General features: G+C 69.3%; 16 protein-coding genes and 1 other annotated feature. Of the genes, 8 read left to right on the top strand and 8 right to left on the bottom strand.

What is annotated here, in order from left to right; genetic code table 11:
- Positions 1-7 precede the first annotated feature (7 nt).
- Positions 8-529: a BA14K family protein gene (locus HND91_RS10540; protein ID WP_181706535.1), complete on the top strand. Its 522-nt coding sequence runs from the start codon at positions 8-10 to the stop codon at positions 527-529.
- Positions 530-689: 160 nt separating this feature from the next.
- Here the strand turns inward: HND91_RS10540 and HND91_RS10535 are convergent, their stop codons facing one another.
- From HND91_RS10535 to HND91_RS10510, 6 genes are all read right to left on the bottom strand, one after another.
- Entirely contained in the window at positions 690-887 is a 198-nt protein-coding gene (locus HND91_RS10535) for a hypothetical protein (RefSeq protein WP_181706534.1), read from the bottom strand.
- A gap of 257 nt (positions 888-1,144) precedes the next feature.
- Positions 1,145-2,419 (bottom strand): TRAP transporter large permease, encoded by a 1,275-nt coding sequence (locus tag HND91_RS10530; RefSeq protein ID WP_181706533.1) that lies wholly within the window; start codon positions 2,417-2,419, stop codon positions 1,145-1,147.
- Complete coding sequence (locus HND91_RS10525; protein WP_181706532.1) at positions 2,416-2,931, bottom strand: TRAP transporter small permease; 516 nt, start codon at positions 2,929-2,931, stop codon at positions 2,416-2,418. The genes HND91_RS10530 and HND91_RS10525 overlap by 4 nt, the downstream gene beginning before the upstream one ends.
- Before the next feature lie 175 nt (positions 2,932-3,106).
- On the bottom strand, positions 3,107-4,108 hold the full coding sequence (locus HND91_RS10520; protein ID WP_181706531.1) for a C4-dicarboxylate TRAP transporter substrate-binding protein: 1,002 nt from the start codon (positions 4,106-4,108) through the stop codon (positions 3,107-3,109).
- A gap of 181 nt (positions 4,109-4,289) precedes the next feature.
- Positions 4,290-5,309, bottom strand: coding sequence for a zinc-binding alcohol dehydrogenase family protein (locus tag HND91_RS10515; protein ID WP_181706530.1), 1,020 nt, complete (start codon positions 5,307-5,309; stop codon positions 4,290-4,292).
- Positions 5,310-5,357: 48 nt separating this feature from the next.
- Positions 5,358-6,041, bottom strand: coding sequence for a GntR family transcriptional regulator (locus HND91_RS10510; protein WP_181706529.1), 684 nt, complete (start codon positions 6,039-6,041; stop codon positions 5,358-5,360).
- 456 nt (positions 6,042-6,497) lie between these two features.
- On the opposite strand from HND91_RS10510, the gene HND91_RS10505 reads away from it, so the two are divergent.
- From HND91_RS10505 to yjfF, 6 genes are all read left to right on the top strand, one after another.
- Positions 6,498-8,543: a putative bifunctional diguanylate cyclase/phosphodiesterase gene (locus HND91_RS10505; protein ID WP_181706528.1), complete on the top strand. Its 2,046-nt coding sequence runs from the start codon at positions 6,498-6,500 to the stop codon at positions 8,541-8,543.
- A 105-nt stretch (positions 8,544-8,648) separates the two neighbouring features.
- A complete protein-coding gene (locus tag HND91_RS10500; RefSeq protein ID WP_181706527.1) occupies positions 8,649-8,954 on the top strand; it encodes a hypothetical protein in 306 nt (101 codons plus the stop codon).
- 365 nt (positions 8,955-9,319) lie between these two features.
- A complete protein-coding gene (ytfQ, locus tag HND91_RS10495) occupies positions 9,320-10,285 on the top strand; it encodes a galactofuranose ABC transporter, galactofuranose-binding protein YtfQ (RefSeq protein ID WP_181706526.1) in 966 nt (321 codons plus the stop codon).
- Between the two features lie 114 nt (positions 10,286-10,399).
- Positions 10,400-11,920 carry a sugar ABC transporter ATP-binding protein gene (locus HND91_RS10490; RefSeq protein ID WP_181706525.1) on the top strand — a complete coding sequence of 507 codons (1,521 nt, stop codon included), beginning with the start codon at positions 10,400-10,402 and terminating at the stop codon, positions 11,918-11,920.
- Positions 11,917-12,921: an ABC transporter permease gene (locus HND91_RS10485; protein ID WP_343057286.1), complete on the top strand. Its 1,005-nt coding sequence runs from the start codon at positions 11,917-11,919 to the stop codon at positions 12,919-12,921. Before HND91_RS10490 ends, HND91_RS10485 begins: the two co-directional genes overlap by 4 nt.
- Positions 12,922-12,935: 14 nt before the next feature.
- Entirely contained in the window at positions 12,936-13,916 is a 981-nt protein-coding gene (yjfF, locus tag HND91_RS10480) for a galactofuranose ABC transporter, permease protein YjfF (protein WP_181706798.1), read from the top strand.
- Between the two features lie 82 nt (positions 13,917-13,998).
- On the opposite strand, the gene HND91_RS10475 is transcribed toward yjfF, so the two are convergent.
- Positions 13,999-14,163: a hypothetical protein gene (locus tag HND91_RS10475; protein WP_181706524.1), complete on the bottom strand. Its 165-nt coding sequence runs from the start codon at positions 14,161-14,163 to the stop codon at positions 13,999-14,001.
- 353 nt (positions 14,164-14,516) lie between these two features.
- Positions 14,517-14,574: a sequence feature (sul1 is cis-regulatory element that is thought to sense ions involved in sulfur or methionine metabolism; They are found in Alphaproteobacteria), on the top strand.
- Between the two features lie 140 nt (positions 14,575-14,714).
- Here HND91_RS10475 and HND91_RS10470 point away from each other — a divergent pair.
- Positions 14,715-15,800: an acyltransferase family protein gene (locus tag HND91_RS10470; protein WP_246329415.1), complete on the top strand. Its 1,086-nt coding sequence runs from the start codon at positions 14,715-14,717 to the stop codon at positions 15,798-15,800.
- 51 nt (positions 15,801-15,851) lie between these two features.
- On the opposite strand, the gene HND91_RS10465 is transcribed toward HND91_RS10470, so the two are convergent.
- Positions 15,852-17,246 (bottom strand): aspartate aminotransferase family protein, encoded by a 1,395-nt coding sequence (locus HND91_RS10465; protein ID WP_181706522.1) that lies wholly within the window; start codon positions 17,244-17,246, stop codon positions 15,852-15,854.
- Positions 17,247-17,370: the final 124 nt, after the last annotated feature.

Genomic DNA, 17,370 nt, shown 5'->3' with positions numbered 1-17,370 from the left:
GACCCGTATGTCGAAGTGGATGAGCGTTGGCCTGGCGGTTCTCCTGACCGGAGCCGGGTGCGTGCCCATGCCCGCCGTGCCGCTGCCCTCGGTCACGCCGCCGCCCGCCTCGTCGCCCCCGCCGATGACCGAGCGGGACCGCTACATCGCGCGCTTCTGCGAACGCTATCCCATGGACCGCGACTGCGGCGACTGGATGAGCAACCGGGGCTTCTGGACCGACGAGCGCTATGCCGCCTGGCTGCGCCAGCGCCGCCTCGACCGGGACCCGACCACCGCCGCCCTGTTCGGCCTACCGGTGCCCCCGGCCGCGATCACGCCCGGCGCGGCGGCGCCTCTCTCCAGCCCGCCCCTCTCCGCTCCGGCCCCCGCCCTCGCGCCGCCGAACGCCTTGGCGCCGCCCGCCGGCGTCGCGTCCGGCGGCCAGCCGGACCGCCTGGCGCGCTGCCGCGCAAGCTTCAAATCCTATGACGAACGGACCGACACCTACGTCGGCTTCGACGGGGTCCGCCGCCGCTGCCCCTACTGACGGGCCTTTCCGTCGCGGGGGACGTCGCCTCGTGGCGCCGGTCCCGCGCGCCTTTCCCGCCTCCGAGGCCTTCCGCCGTTCGCGTCCTCTTTCCCGCGGCGGCCCGGAATCGAAACGGGCGCCCGACTGTCCGGACGCCCGATGGCAAGGGTTCTCGACCTCAGCTGCGAAGGACCGTCTCGGCATAAGCGACCCGGAGGCCCTCCCGGTCGATCACGCCGGCGGCGAGGTCGGCGGCGTAGATCGGCCACAGGCGTTCCACCAGGTCCTCCAGGCTTTCCCCGGGCTGCAGCGTTCGGGCGATGTTCAACGCGGCTACTCGTCGGGCTTCGGATTCGATCAGGCGTTGCGTGTCCATCGTCCGCTCTCCCCTTGTGATGTGGTCTGGTCTCTTCAAGGCGGCGTCTCCGCCGGGCCATGCCCGGAACGGGCCGGTGCTCCTCCACCCGGCCAGCCGCGAGACCTCTTCGATGCCTCGTCGTGTTGCTTGAGGTTCTGTCACTTTAGCGCATCTGGCCCGCGTGTCGACAGGCGATGGCGTTCCCGTTGTCACTGCGCAGGACCACGGCCGGCCGGCTCGGCGCCGGCCGGCCGCATCCGGGCCGCGCTCCCGCCTCAGCGGGTGAGGTAGAGCGAAAGCTCCGGCACGTAGGTGAGAAGGATCAGCACCGCGAACAGGGCCGCATAGAGCCCCACCGCCTGGCGCGTGAACGAGGCGACCCCCACCTTGGCGATGTTGCACACCAGCAGCATCACGGTGCCCACCGGCGGCGTCAGCGTGCCGATGGAAAGGTTGAAGATCAGCACGATGCCGAAGTGGATCGGATCGATGCCGAGCGCCTTCACGGTCGGCATGAGCAGCGGCACCAGCACGATCATCAGCGCCGTGCCTTCCATCAGCATGCCGGCGAACAGCAGCACCACGTTCACCACCATCAGGAAGCTGGTCGGGTCGGTGGTGAAGCCGGTGATCAGCCGCGACAGCGACACGCCCGCCTGCTCCAGCGAGAAGATCCACGCCAGTGCCGAGCTCGCCATGATGACGAGCAGCACCGACGAGGTGGACTTCGCCGTCTCCAGAAGCGCCTCGCCCACATGGCGCAGTCGCATCTCGCGGAACACGAAGAAGCCGATGATCAGCGTCAGCGTGATGGCGACGGCGCCGGCCTCGGTGGGCGTGAACACGTTCATCCGGATGCCGCCGATGATGGCGGCGACGAGCAGCACCGCCGGCCAGGCGCCAAGCAGGGTCCGCCCCGCCTCGCCCGCCGTCGGCCAGGCTTCCCGGCTCGGCTTGTACCCGCGCCGCACGGCGGTGACGTAGACCGCCAGCATCAGCAGCGCCGAGCAGAGGAGGCCCGGCAGGATGCCGGCCATGAACATGCGCCCCACGGACACGTCGGCGATCAGCGCGTAGATGATGAGCGCGATGCCCGGCGGGATGATCGGCGTCACCAGGGAGCCGGCGGCCGTCACGGCGCTGGCGAACGCCCGGTCGTAGCCGCGCCGCTCCATCTCCGGCACCATCATGCGGGTCAGCATGGCGGCGTCGGCGAGGTTGGAGGCGCTGATGCCGCCCATCAGGGTGGACAGCATGATGTTGGCGAGGCCCATGCCGCCCCGCAGCCGCCCCACCAGGAGGTCGGCCACCTTCAGCATGCGTTCGGCGATGCCCGTGTGGGCCATCACCGTACCGAGCATGATGAAGAAGGGAATCGCCAGGAGCGAGGTGTTCTGGGTCGGCCCGATCACCCGCTGGATGGCGATGCCGAGCGGCACGTTGGCGAAGACCAGGAAATAGGCGAGAACGGCCGCCAGCATGCCGATGTAGAGCCGCACGCCGAAGGCGAACAGCACCAGCATGATGCCGGAGATGACGAGAAGACTCATGAACTCTCTCCGGTGGTGACGGGTCCGTGGGGCCGGTCGTCGGCGCCGGGAGCGCCGGACCCGAGCCGCCGGATGGCGCCGACCGAGCGGGCGACCATCACCAGGGCGACGCCGAGGAAGCCGATCGGCACGGCCACGTCGATCCAGAACCACGAGATGCGCAGGATGTCGGTGAGCTTGAAGCTGACGCTCTGGCTGAGCTGCCAGCCGAGCCAGGCCACCGTGAGGAGGAGCGCCACCGAGGCGAGGTCGAACACCACGTCGAGCACGAGGCGCGGACGGCGCGCCAGAAGGTCGGTGAACACCGTGATGGAGAGGTGCTGGTTGTCGCGCTCGGCCGCGATGGCGCCGATCATCACGATCCAGATCATCAGGAGACCGGACATCTCCTCGGTCCAGTGGATCGGCTGCCCGACCGCGTAGCGCATCACCACGGCCGCGTTGAAGAGGACGATGAGGGCGACGAGCGGGATCACCGCCAGCCACCCCGTCCACGAGACGAGACGGTTCATCAGGACACCGCTTTCATGGAAGCCCGCGGCGACGCCGGCGATCCCGGACGCCCGCCGGGCCGGGCGGGGCTCGCCCCCGGGCCGCTCATGGCCCGGGGCGCGGGTCGGCGATCGGCTCCGGCCGGGGAGGCCGGATCCCGCCCCGGCGCCCGAGGGCGTCGGGGCGGGCGCCGGATCACTTCAGTTCGGCCTGGATCTTCTCGTAGAGGCCTTCCGACCACTCCGGGAATTCGCCGTAGACCGACTTGGTCTTCTCGCGGAACGGCGCCTTGTCGACCTCGATCACCTCGACCCCGGCCTCCTTCATCTTCTCGATGAACTCGGCGTCGTTCTCGGCGGCCATCTTCTGGCTGTAGAGGCCGGTCTCGCGGGCGGTCTCCTCGACGATCGCCATCTGCTCCGGCGTCAGGGTGGAGAAGAAGGCCTCGCCGCCGACGATGAGCGACACGTTGGTGAGATAGCCGATGAGGCTCAGGTACTTGGCCTCCTCCTGGAAGCGCTGGCCGTAGAGCACCGAGAGCGGGTTCTCCACGCCGTCGATCACGCCCTGGGACAGCGCCGGGAAGGTCTCGCCCAGCGGCAGCGGCGTCGCGGTCGCGCCCATCGCCTCGAAGGTCTTGATCTGCATGACGTTGTTCGGCACGCGGATCTTCATGCCGGCGAGGTCCTCGGGGGTCCGCACCGGCTTCTTGCTGATCAGGTGCCGCACGCCGTAGAGGTAGTTGCTCATCACGATGCGCACGCCCTTCTCGCGCAGCGCCTCGGCCTTCTCCTTGAACCACGGGCCCTCGTAGAGCTTGAACAGCTTCTGCGGGTCGTCGGTCAGGAAGGGCCCGAACAGCGCGCCGAGGTCCGGGTCGTAGTCGGCCAGGAAGCCCACGTCCGTCAGGGTCATGACGTTCATGCCCATCATGGCCTGCTCGGTCACGTCCTTCTTGGAGCCGAGCTGCGAGGACGGATAGAGCTCCATCACGATCTCGCCGTTCGAGCGCTCCTTCAGGAGGTCGGCCCAGTAGTGCATGGCCTGGTCGAACGGCTCGCCCGGATTGTTCTCGTAGGCCATCTTCAGGGTGACGTCCTGGGCCATGGCGACGACGGCGCTGCCGGCGACCAGACAGGCCGTGGCGACGCCGACCACCAGGGCCTTCAGGCCGGTGCGCTTATTCAATGTATACATCCTGCATTCCTCCAAATGGTCGACAGACGCCCCTCAGGTCGGCGCCAGGGCGCCGGCCATCCTCCGACGGGCGGTGTTCGGCTGGGACGCCCCGGCGGGGCCGTCGTCGTGGGCCGGCGCTCCCGGGCGAACCCGGGACGCCAACGGTCGCGCGCCCCGCCCGCCGGGCGGGGCGGCCGCGTCAGGTCCTCTCGATCATGATCTTGAGGGAGGTCGCCCGGTTCGCGTCCCAGAAGGGCAGCGCCGTGTCGGCCTCGTCGAACGGGATCATGCGGGTGATCAGGGCGTCCGCCCGGTCCCCCATCCCTTCCAGGCAGCGGATCACCGCCTGGAAATCGGCCAGGGTCGCGTTCCGCGACCCATGGATGTCGAGTTCCTTCAGGTTGAACAGCTGGGTCTGGTAGCTGACCGGCTGCTTGCAGTAGCCGATGTAGACGACCCGGCCGGCGAAGCAGGCGAAGTCCACCGCCTGGGTGAAGGTCTGAGGCACGCCGACCGCCTCGATCACCACGTCGTAGCCGTCGTCGCCGGTCAACGCCTTCACCCGCTCCGCCGCGTCCTCGCGGGTCGGGTCGATGCCGTGGGCGGCGCCGAGATCCTTCGCCAGCGCCAGCTTCTCCGCCGACACGTCGAGCACGGTCACCTCGGCCCCCTTGGCGAGCGCGCCGAGGAGCGCGCCGACGCCGATCATCCCGCAGCCGAGCACCAGCACCTTGTCGCCCGCCGCCACCCGGCCGCGCTCCACGGCGTGGAAGCCCACCGACAGGGGCTCGATCAGCGCCAGGTGCCGGGGCGCCAGGGTCTCCACCACGATCACCTTCTCGTGGGGCACCGCGATGCAGTCCTTCAGGCCGCCGTCCTGCTGGACGCCGAGGGTCTTGTTGTACCGGCAGGCGTTCAGCCGGCCCTTGCGGCACGACGAGCACCGGCCGCAGTTGGTGTAGGGCATCACCGTGGCGCGCTGGCCGACGCGCAAGCCCTCCGGCACGCCGGCCCCGAGAGCCAGGATCTCGCCGCCGATCTCGTGCCCCGGGATGCGCGGCAGCTGGACGAGCGGGTTGAGGCCCTTGAACGTGTTGAGGTCGCTGCCGCAGAGCCCCACGTGGCGCACGCCGATCAGCACCTCCCCGGCGGCGGGCTGCACGTCCGGCACCTCCACGAGGCGGGTGGCGTTGATGTCTTGGATCACCAGGGCTTTCATCGGAATTCCGTCTCGGTCTTGCTCGGTCGAGTGCCCGCCCGGTGCGCGTCAGCGCGAAGGCGCGGCGCCCGGCGCGTGGATGAGGAGGTGGTCGCGGCTCTTCTCCAGGTGATCGGTCAGGGCCGCCACGATGCGGGCAGGATCGCGCCCGCGCATCGCGCCGAGGATCGCTTCGTGCTCCGCGCGCGACCGCTCGAAGTCGTAGGTCTCCGGCGAATAGGTCCGGATGCTCTGGGTCTGCCAGAGGATCGTCTGGTGCCACGACGACAGGAGGCCGTTGCCGCCGAGCGTCATGATCGTCTCGTGGAAGTCCCGGTCGAGGCCGATCACCTCGGCCAGCACCGGCGCGGCCCCGGCGGCCCGGTCGAGCAACCCCACATGGGCGGCGTAGATCGCCTCCATCCGGTGAAGGAAGGCGTCGTCCAGGCGGCCCGCCGCGATCCCGGCGCGCACCGCGTTGAGCTCCAGGAGCACGCGCGCCTCGTAGATCTCGCGGATGTCGGCGGGCGTGAAGCGCCGCACCACGGACGCGCGCCGCTCCGTACCCTCCACCAGTCCGTCGCGCTCCAGGAGCGCGAGCGCCTCCTTCACCGGGGTCGGGCTGATCGAGAGCTCGCTCGCCAGCTCGTCGGCGAAGATGCGCTTCCCGGCCGGCAGTTCCCCGGTCAGGATCTTCTTCTGGATTTCCTCGTACGCCTGCCGGGCAAGCGTCGGCCGAACGATCGCCATCATGGGCGTGGTGCCTCCTCCCGAAGCGCCGCGACCTTAACAGCTGCCCGACGCGTGTCCAGAATAAAAAATTTTTTATTCTATATTTGGACTCCCGGACCGGTGACCGGGCCGCGCCTCTGTGCTCGCACGATGCAGCTTCTCGCCGAGCTCGCCGGAGGTGGTCTCCTCGATCCGCGCCTGGATCTGGGCGACCGTGGGTTTGCTCCGTCGGACGGCAGGTCGACCGGTGCTTTCAACTGCATATTCAGAAACGACACAGCAACATTCCGAAATTATACCGTATATCGCAGGATTGAATATCGTTTAATCATTGCGAGCCTAATGAACAGGCACAGCTTGTCTGAAAAATAAAGAAAAGATTCAGTGGAGTGCGGAATACTCTGTCTAAACAGGAAGACAGCGATGCCGAACTCATTCGACTTATCCCTGACACCAGGTTTCCGCGAGCGACTGAAGATGGCGACCTCCCGGACGCGATCGTGGCTCGCGCGACGTTCGGCCCTGCGCGCGGCCCTCGACTGCCTGCCGCAAGGCATCGTCCTCCTCGACCGCGACGGCCGGTATGTTCACTGGAACCCGCGGTACGCGGAGATCTACAAGGGCAGCGCGGACCTCTTCGCCGTGGGTCGGCGGCTGGAGGACACGCTGCGCGCCGGCGTGGCGCGCGGCCACTATCCGGAGGCGATCGGCCGGGAGGGGGAATGGCTGGCCGGTCGCATGGCGGCGATCCGGAACCCGGCCGGCCAGACCGAGCAACAGCTCGCCGACGGCCGCTGGATCCTGATCGACGAACGGCAGACCCGCGACGGCGGCTACGTCGGCATCCGCGTCGACATCACCGAGCGCAAGAAGCGGGAAACGTCGTTCCGGATCCTCTTCGACGACAACCCCGTGCCCATGGTCGTCCTGAAGAGCGAAACCGACGCGGTGCTCGCCGCGAACCGGATGGCGATCGACGTCTTCGGCGATCCGGCCGGTCACCTGATCGGCGTCTCGCTCGCCGACCTGTCGGCGGACGACGCCGATACCGAACTCATCGCGCCGGACGGCGCCGTGGTCGAGCACCGGTTCCGCGACAGGGCCGGCACCGTCCTGGAGATGCAGGTCTACGCCCGGCCCCACGTCTTCGAGGGCGAGGATGCGATCCTGGTCGCCCTGTTCGACGTGACCGAGCGCAACCGCGCCAAGGCGGAGGCCGCCTACCTCGCCCACCACGACCCGCTCACGGGGCTCGCAAACCGCGCCTACCTGCACCTGCGCCTGCGCGAACGGCTCGGCCGGGACCAGTGCGAGCCCACGGCCGTCCTTCTCGTGGACCTCGACCATTTCAAGGCCGTCAACGACACCCTCGGCCACCATGCGGGCGATCATCTCCTCCAGGAGGTCGCCCGCCGCCTCGTGTCCGCCCTCGGACCGGGCGACTTCGCCGCCCGGCTTGGCGGCGACGAGTTCGTCATCGTCACCCGGTTCGATCACCTGCGCGCCCTCAGGGCCACCATCGACGCCCTCCTCGACAGGCTGCACGAGCCCCTCTTTCTGGATGGCTCCGACGTATGTCCGCAGGCGAGCGTCGGGATCGCCATCGGTCCGGCCGACGGAGCCGAGCCGGATCTCCTGCTGCGCAACGCCGACCTGGCGCTCTACCGCGCCAAGGCGGAGGGACGGGGCACCTACCGCTTCTTCGAGGCGGAGATGGACGACACGCTTCGCCGACGCCGGGCGCTCGAGCTGGAGCTCCGCGCCGCCCTCGAGACTGGCGATCTCACGGTCCACTACCAGCCGCTCGTCGATCTCGCCTCCGGCACGGTGACGAGCTTGGAGGCCCTCGTCCGCTGGCACCACCCGGAGCGCGGCGCTATTCCGCCGTCGGACTTCATCCCGCTCGCCGAGGAGACCAACCTGATCGGCCGTGTCGGCGAGCACGTCCTCCGACAAGCGTGCCGCGACGCCGTCGCCTGGCCGGGTCACATCCGCGTGGCCGTGAACCTGTCGCCGCTCCAGTTCCGCTCCGGCACGCTGTTCGCCACCGTCGACCGGATTCTTGCCGAGACGGGACTCCACCCCGCCCGCCTGGAGCTGGAAATCACCGAAGCCCTTCTCCTGGAGCGCACCGAGCAGGTGCTCTCCACCCTCCATGCGCTCCGGGCCCTCGGCGTGCGGATCGCCATGGACGACTTCGGCACGGGCTACTCCAGCCTCAGCTATCTGCGCAGCTTTCCGTTCGACAAGATCAAGATCGACCAGTCCTTCATCCGGGACCTCGCGCTGGATAAGGAGGCGGTCGCGATCGTGCGCGCCATCATCCACCTCGGCTCCAGTCTCGGCATGAAGGTCACCGCCGAGGGCATCGAGGACCCGTCCGCCGCCGCCATTCTGAGCGAAAGCGGCTGCCACGAGGGTCAGGGCTACCACTTCAGTCGGCCGCGTCCGCAGTCCGACGTCCTTGGCCTCCTGGCAGCGGATGGCGCGGCGAGGGCCATCCGCGCGCCACTCGGCGCCTGATCCCGAGTCCGGGATCGCCCAGCCGATCGGACGCGTTCCCCCAGTGGCGACGCTGCGCCGGCCGGCGAGCGGCGCCTTCCCGCGCTCGCCGAACCGGAACACCCCATGCATCTCGTCGAAATCCTCCTGCCGACCGCCGACAACGAGGGCAATCCCTTTCCCCGGTCGCACTTCACCGCCCTCAGGCAGGAGCTGGTCGACCGCTTCGGCGGTGTGACCGTGTTCGCCCGCAGCCCGGCCGAGGGCTTCTGGGACGGTGGCGACAGCGTCGACCGGGACGAGATCGTCATCTTCGAGGTCATGTGTGAGGATCTCGACGAGGCCTGGTGGCGCGAACGGCGCCGGAACCTGGAACGCCTCTTTCGCCAGGACGCCATCGTGATCCGTGCCCAGTCGGTCCGCCGCCTGTGACGACCGGCGGCCGAACACGCCCTCCGCTGCCCGCGACCTGCCGTTGCACGCCCCCCGTCTGGAGGCGGCCGAGACTGGTCCGCAGCGCGCCGACGCCCGTCGGTCCGAGGCGCCTGGGGACGGCCCATTATTCCGTAATTGACATGCCTTGAGGCAGATTCGTCATTAGACGGTTATATCTTCGTCCGCCTATTCTCCACACATAAACAAGAACCGGACGGCTCCGCCAGATCCGGTCGCACATCGGGAAACGCTCGTCGGCCCTGCCAATGGCGGACCGGCAACCACAACACGCACCGGCCTGTCGCGCCGCGGACGTCCGTCCGCGAACGATGCCCCATGGCCGGTCGATCGGGAGGACACCCATGACCAGATCATCCCTCTTCGCAGGCGTCGCGCTCGCGGCCGGCCTCTTCGCCGCCACCCTCGCGTCCGCGGCCGAGCTCACCGTCGGCTTCTCCCAGATCGGCTCGGAGTCCGGCTGGCGCGCCGCCGAGACGACCGTCTCCAAGATGGAGGCGGAGAAGCGCGGCATCGACCTCAAGATCGCCGACGCCCAGCAGAAGCAGGAGAACCAGATCAAGGCCATCCGGTCCTTCATCGCCCAGGGCGTGGACGCCATCTTCCTCGCCCCGGTGGTCGCCACCGGCTGGGATTCGGTGCTGGAGGAAGCCAAGGACGCCGACATTCCGGTCGTCCTCCTCGACCGCACCATCGACACCAAGGACGAGAGCCTCTACCTGACCGCCGTCACCTCGGACACCGTCTACGAGGGCAAGGTCGCCGGCGAATGGCTGGCCAAGACCGTCGGCGACAAGCAGTGCAACATCGTCGAGCTCCAGGGCACCGTCGGCTCCTCGCCCGCCATCAACCGCAAGAAGGGCTTCGACGAGGCGATCGCCGCCCACTCCAACCTGAAGATCATCCGCTCCCAGACCGGCGACTTCACCCGCACCAAGGGCAAGGAAGTCATGGAGAGCTTCATCAAGGCCGAGGGTGGCGGCAAGACCATCTGCGCGGTCTACGCCCACAACGACGACATGCAGATCGGCGCCATCCAGGCCATCAAGGAAGCCGGCCTGAAGCCCGGCACCGACATCCTGATGGTCTCCATCGACGCCGTGCCGGACATCTTCAAGGCCATGGCCGACGGCGAGGCGAACGCCACCGTGGAGCTGACGCCGAACATGGCCGGCCCGGCCTTCGACGCCGTCATGGCGTACAAGAAGGACGGCACCGTCCCGCCGAAGTGGATCCAGACCGAGTCCGCCCTCTACCTGCCGGACACCGCCAAGGAAGAGTACGAGCGCCGCAAGAACCTCGGCTACTGAGCGGGGCGCCTCCCCCTCGCCCGTTTCCTCCCCAGCACCGGCCGCCGCTCCCCGCGGCGGCCGCAGCGCGCCCGTCCGGTCGCGCGCGCCCCCGATCCCGAGCGGAGCTTCGCGATGCAGGCCTCCTCCGATCCTCTCCTCGACATCCGCGGCCTCACCAAGATCTTCCCGGGCGTGAAGGCCCTCGACGGCGTCGACTTCACGCTCCGGGCCGGCGAGGTCCACGCCCTCCTCGGCGAGAACGGGGCCGGCAAGTCCACCCTCATCAAGGTGCTCACCGGCGTCCACGGCCGCGACGGCGGCGAGATCCGCCTCGCCGGCGCGCCCATCGAGGCCCGTGACGCCGCCGACGCCCAGCGGCTCGGCATCGGCACCGTCTACCAGGAGGTCAACCTCCTGCCGAACCTCACCGTGGCGGAAAACCTCTTCATGGGCCGCGAGCCCACCCGCTTCGGCTTCACCGACCGGCGCTCGCTCCGCCGCGCCGCCGCCGCCCTCCTGAAGGACTACGGCCTGTCGGTCGATCCGGACTCCACCCTCGGCGACCACTCGGTCGCCGTGCAGCAGATCGTCGCCATTGCCCGCGCGGTGGACCTCTCCGGCCGGGTGCTGATCCTCGACGAGCCGACCGCCAGCCTGGACGCCGGCGAGGTGGTCGTGCTGTTCGACGTGGTGCGCGGCCTCGCCCGGCGCGGCATCGGCGTCGTCTTCGTCACCCACTTCCTCGACCAGGTGTTCGCCCTCGCCGACCGGGTCACGGTCCTGCGCAACGGCCGGCTCGTCGGCACCCGCGCCATCGGCGATCTCGACCGCCTCTCCCTGGTCGCCATGATGCTCGGCCGCGAACTCAGCGCCGAGACCCTGAAGCGCCACCGCACCGGCCGCGTCGCCGCCGAGCCCTTCGCCCGCTTCGAGGGCTACGGCCGGCGCGCCTGGGTCCAGCCGCTCGATCTCGCGATCCGCCCCGGCGAGGTGGTGGGCGTCGCCGGCCTCCTCGGCTCCGGCCGCACCGAGACGGCGAAGCTCCTCTTCGGCATCAAGGAGGCCGACAGCGGCCGGGCGGTGGTGGACGGTCGCCCCGTCCGCATCGCCTCGCCGCGCGTCGCCGCCGCCCTCGGCTTCGGCTTCTGCCCGGAGGACCGCAAGACCGAGGGCATCGTCGGCGACCTCTCCGTCCGCGAGAACATCGTCCTCGCGCTCCAGGCCCGGCGCGGCTGGCTGAAGCCCCTGTCAGGCCAGGAGAGCCGCGCCATCGCGGACCGGTTCGTCAAGCTCCTCGACATCCGGACCTCCGACATCGAGAAGCCGATCCGCCTCCTCTCCGGCGGCAACCAGCAGAAGGCCCTGCTCGCCCGCTGGCTCGCCACCGAGCCGCGCTTCCTGATCCTCGACGAGCCCACCCGCGGTATCGACGTCGGCGCCCACGCGGAGATCATCCGGCTGATCGAGCGGCTCTGCGACGACGGCCTCGCGCTCCTCGTGGTCTCGTCCGAGATCGAGGAGATCGTCGCCTATGCGGACCGCGTGGCCGTGATGCGCGACCGCCGCCTCACCGGCGTCATCGAGGGCGACGGCGTCACCGTGGACGGCATCGTCCGGGCGATCGCCTCGGAACACCGGGAGGCCGCCTCGTGACCCTCGCCCGCCCGTTCCGCGCGCTGCCCGCCGCCACGCCGCAGATCCTCACCTTCGTGCTGGTGCTCCTCGCCAACTGGGCCGTCTTCCCGGATTTCTTCGATCTCCGCCTGCAGGATGGCCGCCTGTTCGGCAGCCTCATCGACGTCCTCAACCGGGGCGCGCCGGTGGCCATCCTGGCGGTCGGCATGACACTCGTCATCGCCACCAAGGGCGTCGACCTGTCCGTCGGCGCCGTGATGGCGATCGCCGGCGCCGTGGCGGCGACGCTGGCGGCAGACGGCCAGCCCCTGCCGGTCATCCTCGCCGCCGCCCTCTCGGTCGGCCTCCTCTGCGGCCTCTGGAACGGCCTCCTGGTGGCGATCCTCGACATCCAGCCGATCATCGCGACGCTGATCCTGATGGTCACCGGGCGCGGCATCGCCCAGCTCGTCACCGAGGGCCAGATCGTCACCTTCACCCACGAGGGCCTGATCGCCGTCGCCGGCAGCGCGCTTCTCGGCCTGCCCATGCCGGTCGTCATCGCCCTCGCGCTCGCCGGCGCCGTGGCGGCGCTCGTCCGGTTCACCGCGCTCGGCCTCCTCATAGAGTCCATCGGCGTGAACCGGACCGCCTCCACCTACGCGGGTGTGGACAGCCGCAGCGTCCTTCTCGCCGCCTACGGCGTCTCCGGCCTTTGCGCGGCGCTCGCCGGCCTCATCGCGGCCTCCGACATCCGGGGCGCCGACGCCAACAACGCCGGCCTCTGGCTGGAGCTCGACGCCATCCTGGCGGTGGTCATCGGCGGCACGTCGCTCTTCGGCGGGCGCTTCTCCATCCTCCTGTCGCTGGTCGGCGCCTTCGTGATCCAGGCCATGAACACCGGCATCCTCCTCTCCGGCTATCCGCCGGAGATGAACCTCATCGTCAAGGCGACGGCCATCGTGCTGATCCTGGTGGTCCAGTCGCCGGCGGCGACCCGGCTCAAGGGCTTCTTCGGACCGAAGGGAGGCCGCCCATGAGGCGTCTCGGACAGATCAACCCGCGCACCCTGCCGCTCCTCGCCACCCTCGGCGTGTTCATCCTCGCCTATGCGCTCTGCGCCCTGCAGTTTCCCGCCATGCTGTCCACCCGCGTGGCGGCGAACCTCCTCACCGACAACGCCTTCCTCGGCATCGTGGCGGTCGGCATGACGTTCGTGATCCTGTCGGGCGGCATCGACCTCTCGGTCGGCAGCGTCATCGCCTTCGCGGGCGTCTTCCTGGCCGTGACGATCCGGGCCGGCCTCGACCCGATCGTGGGCTTCGCCCTCGTCCTCGTCCTCTCCACGGCGTTCGGCGCCGTCATGGGGGCCATGATCCACTATCTGGAAACGCCGCCCTTCATCGTCACGCTCGCCGGCATGTTCCTGGCGCGCGGCGTCTGCTTCCTGATGACGACCGACTCCATCCCCATCGACCACCCGGTCTACGACACTCTCTCCGGCCTCACCTGGCGCATCCCGAGCGGCGGGCGCCTGTCGCTGATCGCGGTCGTCATGCTGCTGGTGTTCGTCGCCGGCATCGTCCTCGCCCACCGCACGAGGTTCGGCACGGCCGTCTATGGTCTCGGCGGCAACCGCGCCTCGGCGGAGCTGATGGGCGTGCCGATCGCCCGCACCACCATCCTGATCTACGCCCTCTCCAGCGGCCTCGCCGGGCTCGCCGGCATCGTGTTCTCGCTCTACACCTCGGCCGGCTATTCGCTCGCCGCGACGGGCGTGGAGCTCGACACCATCGCGGCCGTGGTCATCGGCGGCACGCTCCTCACCGGGGGCGTCGGCACGGTGGCGGGCACCTTCCTCGGCGTGATGATCCAGGGCCTCATCCAGACCTACGTGATCTTCGACGGCACCCTGTCGAGCTGGTGGACGAAGATCGTGATCGGCGCGCTGCTGTTCGGCTTCATCATTTTCCAGCGCGGCCTCGTGCATCTCGCCGTCCGTCGCCGCCAGGCCGCCCGCCTCGCCGCCGCCTGATCCGGTCCGGTCCCGCGACGCCGGACGCCTGCGCGCGTCCAGTCGGCGCCGCCAGCATGCGCCCGGGGCCGTCGGGCCGCCCTCAGTGGTGGCTGTCGTTCCGCCAGGCCCGGACCGCCGTCACCACAGACCGGGTCAGGACGGCGACGGCCAGCCCGACCGCGGCGGCGACCGGGAGGCCCGTCGCGACCGCGAGCGCGTCCGGCTCCGGCGTGGTCCGCACCGCGTAGGCGCCATAGAAGGCCACCGCCGCCACTCCGCACCCAAAGCACGACAGACGTGAACCGCTGCGGCCCCTGCCCATTCCCATCGACGCCTCCGACCGGCCTTCGACGCCTCCCCGTCAACCGGCCGTCTCAAGCGTCCGGTTGTGCCGAGCAAATCATCAACCGGCTTACGGGATCTGGGCAATTCAACTAAAAAGATGTGCGGATCGAAGACGAGACGGGGAACCATTCGGCCGGACCGTCAAGGACCGCGACCGCTGCGGCGATGCGCCCGCCGGCCGCATGGCCGAAGCCGGAATCGCCCGTCCGATCAACGGCCAAGCCCCAGCTTCCGTTTGCATTCCAGGCCGGCCTGTGGGACCGTATCCCTTCACCGGGATCCCGGAACCCTATCCGGGTGGCTCTTCCGGCCGCCGATCCGCCGGACAACCAGCATGGCACCGTTGCTGGAAGGTGCGCGACGGGACGTCACGTCCCCCGCCCTTCGACGAGCAGCCGACGGTGAGGCCTCAGGCCGACCGCGCACGCGGTTGTCGCCCGGGACGGTGCTGCGGACGCCAATCTGATCGGGATGCACCAGATCGATACTTATCGCAATTTTCACGCGCTTGACGGCATTCGTGGTTTGGCGGCTTTTGCGGTCGTTTGCTGGCACATCCCGGATCCCATGCTGGATCTGGACTTTCACAGCGCCTATCTTGCCGTCGATCTCTTCTTCTGCCTCAGCGGCTTCGTGATCTGCAAGTCGTACGAGGCGAAGCTGAACGGAGATCTTCAGGTCGGCCACTTCATGGCCATCCGCCTGGTGCGCCTCTATCCGCTCTATTCGATCGCGGTATCGATCGCGGTCGCCCAGCTGATCGTCGACACGCTCTTGTTCCGGTCCGAGCTTGCCGCGGACGCCGCCGTCCTCACGGCGTGGTTCGCGTTCGCGCTCCTGCCCGTGCCGCCGGGGCTGGCGGGCGTCAACCACCTCTTCCCCCTCTGTCCGCCCGCTTGGTCGCTCTACCTGGAACTGCTGGTGAACGCGGTCTACGGCGCCGTCTCCCGCTGGCTCACCCTCCGGCGGATCGCCGCCGTCCTCGCCGGGTCCGCCGCCACGCTGGCCGTCGCGTCCTGGTGGTTCCACGGGCTCGACACCGGCTATGGCTGGCACAACGCGCTCGGCGGCATCCCGAGGGTCGCCTTCTCGTTCTTCCTCGGCGTCGCCCTCTACCGGTCCAGACACTTCATGTCGTTCCGGGTCCGGCATGGCGCGCTCGTCGCGATGGCGATGGTCGCGGTCGTGCTGTCCGTGCCGGTGCCCTACAGCCTGCGGCCCGTCTACGACGTGCTGGCGATCGTCCTCGCCTTCCCGGCCATCATCCTGATCGGCTCCATGGCGTCGGACGGCCCGCGGGTGTCGCGCTACTGCTTCGTGCTCGGAGAGCTGTCCTATCCGCTCTACGTGTTGCACATCCCCGTGCTCGCCGCCTTCGTGAGCGGCTGGAACAAGGCCGCCTCCGCCCCGCCGGACGACGCCGGCTCGGTCAGCGGCGCCCTCTTCCTGATCGTGCTCGTGCTCCTCAGCGGCCTCGTCCTCAACCTCGTCGACGGCCCGCTCCGCCAGGAACTGCGTCGCCGCCTGTTCCAGCCGAAGCCGGTCTCGGCGATCTGAGGCGAACCCCGCAACCCGGGTCGGTCGGGCGCGCCCGTCGAAAGGGCGCCCTCAGCCGTCCCGGGTCAGCTCGTCCTGCACCTGCCGGACGGCCGCCTCGGCGATCTCCACGATCATGTCCGCCTCGTCGCGGGTCAGCACCAGCGGCGGCGCGAAGCCGAGGATGTCGCCGTGCGGCATGGCGCGGGCGATGAGGCCCCGGTCGCGGGCCGCCTTGGAGACGCGCGCGCCCACCTTCAGGTGAGGGTCGAACCGGGTCTTCCGCTCCCGGTCGGCCACGAACTCGATGGCGCCCATCAGCCCGACGCCGCGCACCTCGCCGACGATCGGCAGCTGCGCGAACGTCTCCGCCAGCCGGCGCTGGAAGTAGCCGCCCACGTCCCGGGCGTTGCCGGCGAGATCCTCCGTCTCCACGATGTCCAGCACCGCGTTGGCCGCCGCCGCCCCGATCGGGTGGCCCGAATAGGTGTAGCCGTGCGAGAAGGCGCCGATCCGGTCCGCCTCCGCCTCCATCACCTCATAGATCTTCTCGCCCACGATCGCGCCTGAGAGCGGGAAATAGGCCGAGGTCAGGCCTTTGGCGATGGTGATCAGGTCCGGCTCGATGCCGTAGTGGAAGCAGCCGAACAGCGACCCGGTCCGGCCGAAGCCGGTGATCACCTCGTCGGCGATCAGAAGCACGTCGTATTTGCGCAGCACCTCCTGGATCGCCGGCCAGTAGCCCTCCGGCGGCGGCGTGATGCCGCCGGTCCCGAGCACCGGCTCGGCGATGAAGGCGCCGATCGTGTCCGGATCCTCGCGGAGGATCAGCGCCTCCAGCTCCGCCGCCCGCCGGCGGGAGAACTCCAGCTCCGTCTCGCCCGGCTGCCCGCCCCAGTAGTGGTGCGGCACGCCCGTGTGCAGCACCCGGTCCAGCGGCAGGTCCATGTTGTCGTGGTAGAAGCTCATCCCGGTCATGGAGCCGGAGACCACGCTGCAGCCGTGGTAGCCGCGCTCGCGCGCGATGATCTTCTTCTTCCGCGGCTTGCCGCGCAGGTTGTTGTAGTACCAGACGAGCTTGGCCTGGGTCTCGTTGGCGTCCGACCCGGACATGCCGTAGAACACCTTGCTCATCCGCCCCGGCGCCATCCGGACGAGCCGGTCCGACAGGATGGCGAGCTCGTCCGTCGTGTGGGCCGCGTAGGTGTGATAGTAGGCCAGCCGGTACGCCTGCCGGCTGATCGCCTCCGCCACCTCGGTCCGCCCGTAGCCGATGTTCACGCAGTAGAGGCCCGCGAAGCCGTCGATATACTGCCGCCCGGTCGCGTCCTCGATCCGGATCCCCTTGCCCGTCGTGACGATCGTCGGATCGCCGAGCTTGCCCGTCGCGAAGTCCTTCAAATGGGTGAACGGGTGCAGCACGCTGGCCCGGTCGAGAGCGTTGATGCCGGCGATGTCGATCGACATGGGGCGGGTCCTTCCGATGCTGGCCAAGGCGGGCGGGGGCCCGGTCGCTCGCGGGTGACGACAACGCGACCGAGCCGCCCTTCCCCCAAGATGTAGCGGGCTGAAAAATTCCTGTCGATCTCTT

It is taken from the genome of Chthonobacter rhizosphaerae (genome assembly GCF_013839525.1).
Classification (GTDB): Bacteria; Pseudomonadota; Alphaproteobacteria; order Rhizobiales; family Pleomorphomonadaceae; genus Chthonobacter; species Chthonobacter rhizosphaerae.
The sequence above is the reverse complement of the archived record's forward strand: the minus strand, read 5'-3'. Positions and strand labels throughout refer to the sequence as shown.

What these genes read in the sequence shown, in the direction of transcription:
- HND91_RS10540 (WP_181706535.1), top strand. Translation starts at nt 8, where the DNA reads ATGTCGAAGTGGATGAGCGTTGGCCTGGCGGTTCTCCTGACCGGAGCC.
- HND91_RS10535 (WP_181706534.1), bottom strand. Translation starts at nt 887, where the DNA reads ATGGACACGCAACGCCTGATCGAATCCGAAGCCCGACGAGTAGCCGCG.
- HND91_RS10530 (WP_181706533.1), bottom strand. Translation starts at nt 2,419, where the DNA reads ATGAGTCTTCTCGTCATCTCCGGCATCATGCTGGTGCTGTTCGCCTTC.
- HND91_RS10525 (WP_181706532.1), bottom strand. Translation starts at nt 2,931, where the DNA reads ATGAACCGTCTCGTCTCGTGGACGGGGTGGCTGGCGGTGATCCCGCTC.
- HND91_RS10520 (WP_181706531.1), bottom strand. Translation starts at nt 4,108, where the DNA reads ATGTATACATTGAATAAGCGCACCGGCCTGAAGGCCCTGGTGGTCGGC.
- HND91_RS10515 (WP_181706530.1), bottom strand. Translation starts at nt 5,309, where the DNA reads ATGAAAGCCCTGGTGATCCAAGACATCAACGCCACCCGCCTCGTGGAG.
- HND91_RS10510 (WP_181706529.1), bottom strand. Translation starts at nt 6,041, where the DNA reads ATGATGGCGATCGTTCGGCCGACGCTTGCCCGGCAGGCGTACGAGGAA.
- HND91_RS10505 (WP_181706528.1), top strand. Translation starts at nt 6,498, where the DNA reads ATGGCGACCTCCCGGACGCGATCGTGGCTCGCGCGACGTTCGGCCCTG.
- HND91_RS10500 (WP_181706527.1), top strand. Translation starts at nt 8,649, where the DNA reads ATGCATCTCGTCGAAATCCTCCTGCCGACCGCCGACAACGAGGGCAAT.
- ytfQ (WP_181706526.1), top strand. Translation starts at nt 9,320, where the DNA reads ATGACCAGATCATCCCTCTTCGCAGGCGTCGCGCTCGCGGCCGGCCTC.
- HND91_RS10490 (WP_181706525.1), top strand. Translation starts at nt 10,400, where the DNA reads ATGCAGGCCTCCTCCGATCCTCTCCTCGACATCCGCGGCCTCACCAAG.
- HND91_RS10470 (WP_246329415.1), top strand. Translation starts at nt 14,715, where the DNA reads ATGCACCAGATCGATACTTATCGCAATTTTCACGCGCTTGACGGCATT.
- HND91_RS10465 (WP_181706522.1), bottom strand. Translation starts at nt 17,246, where the DNA reads ATGTCGATCGACATCGCCGGCATCAACGCTCTCGACCGGGCCAGCGTG.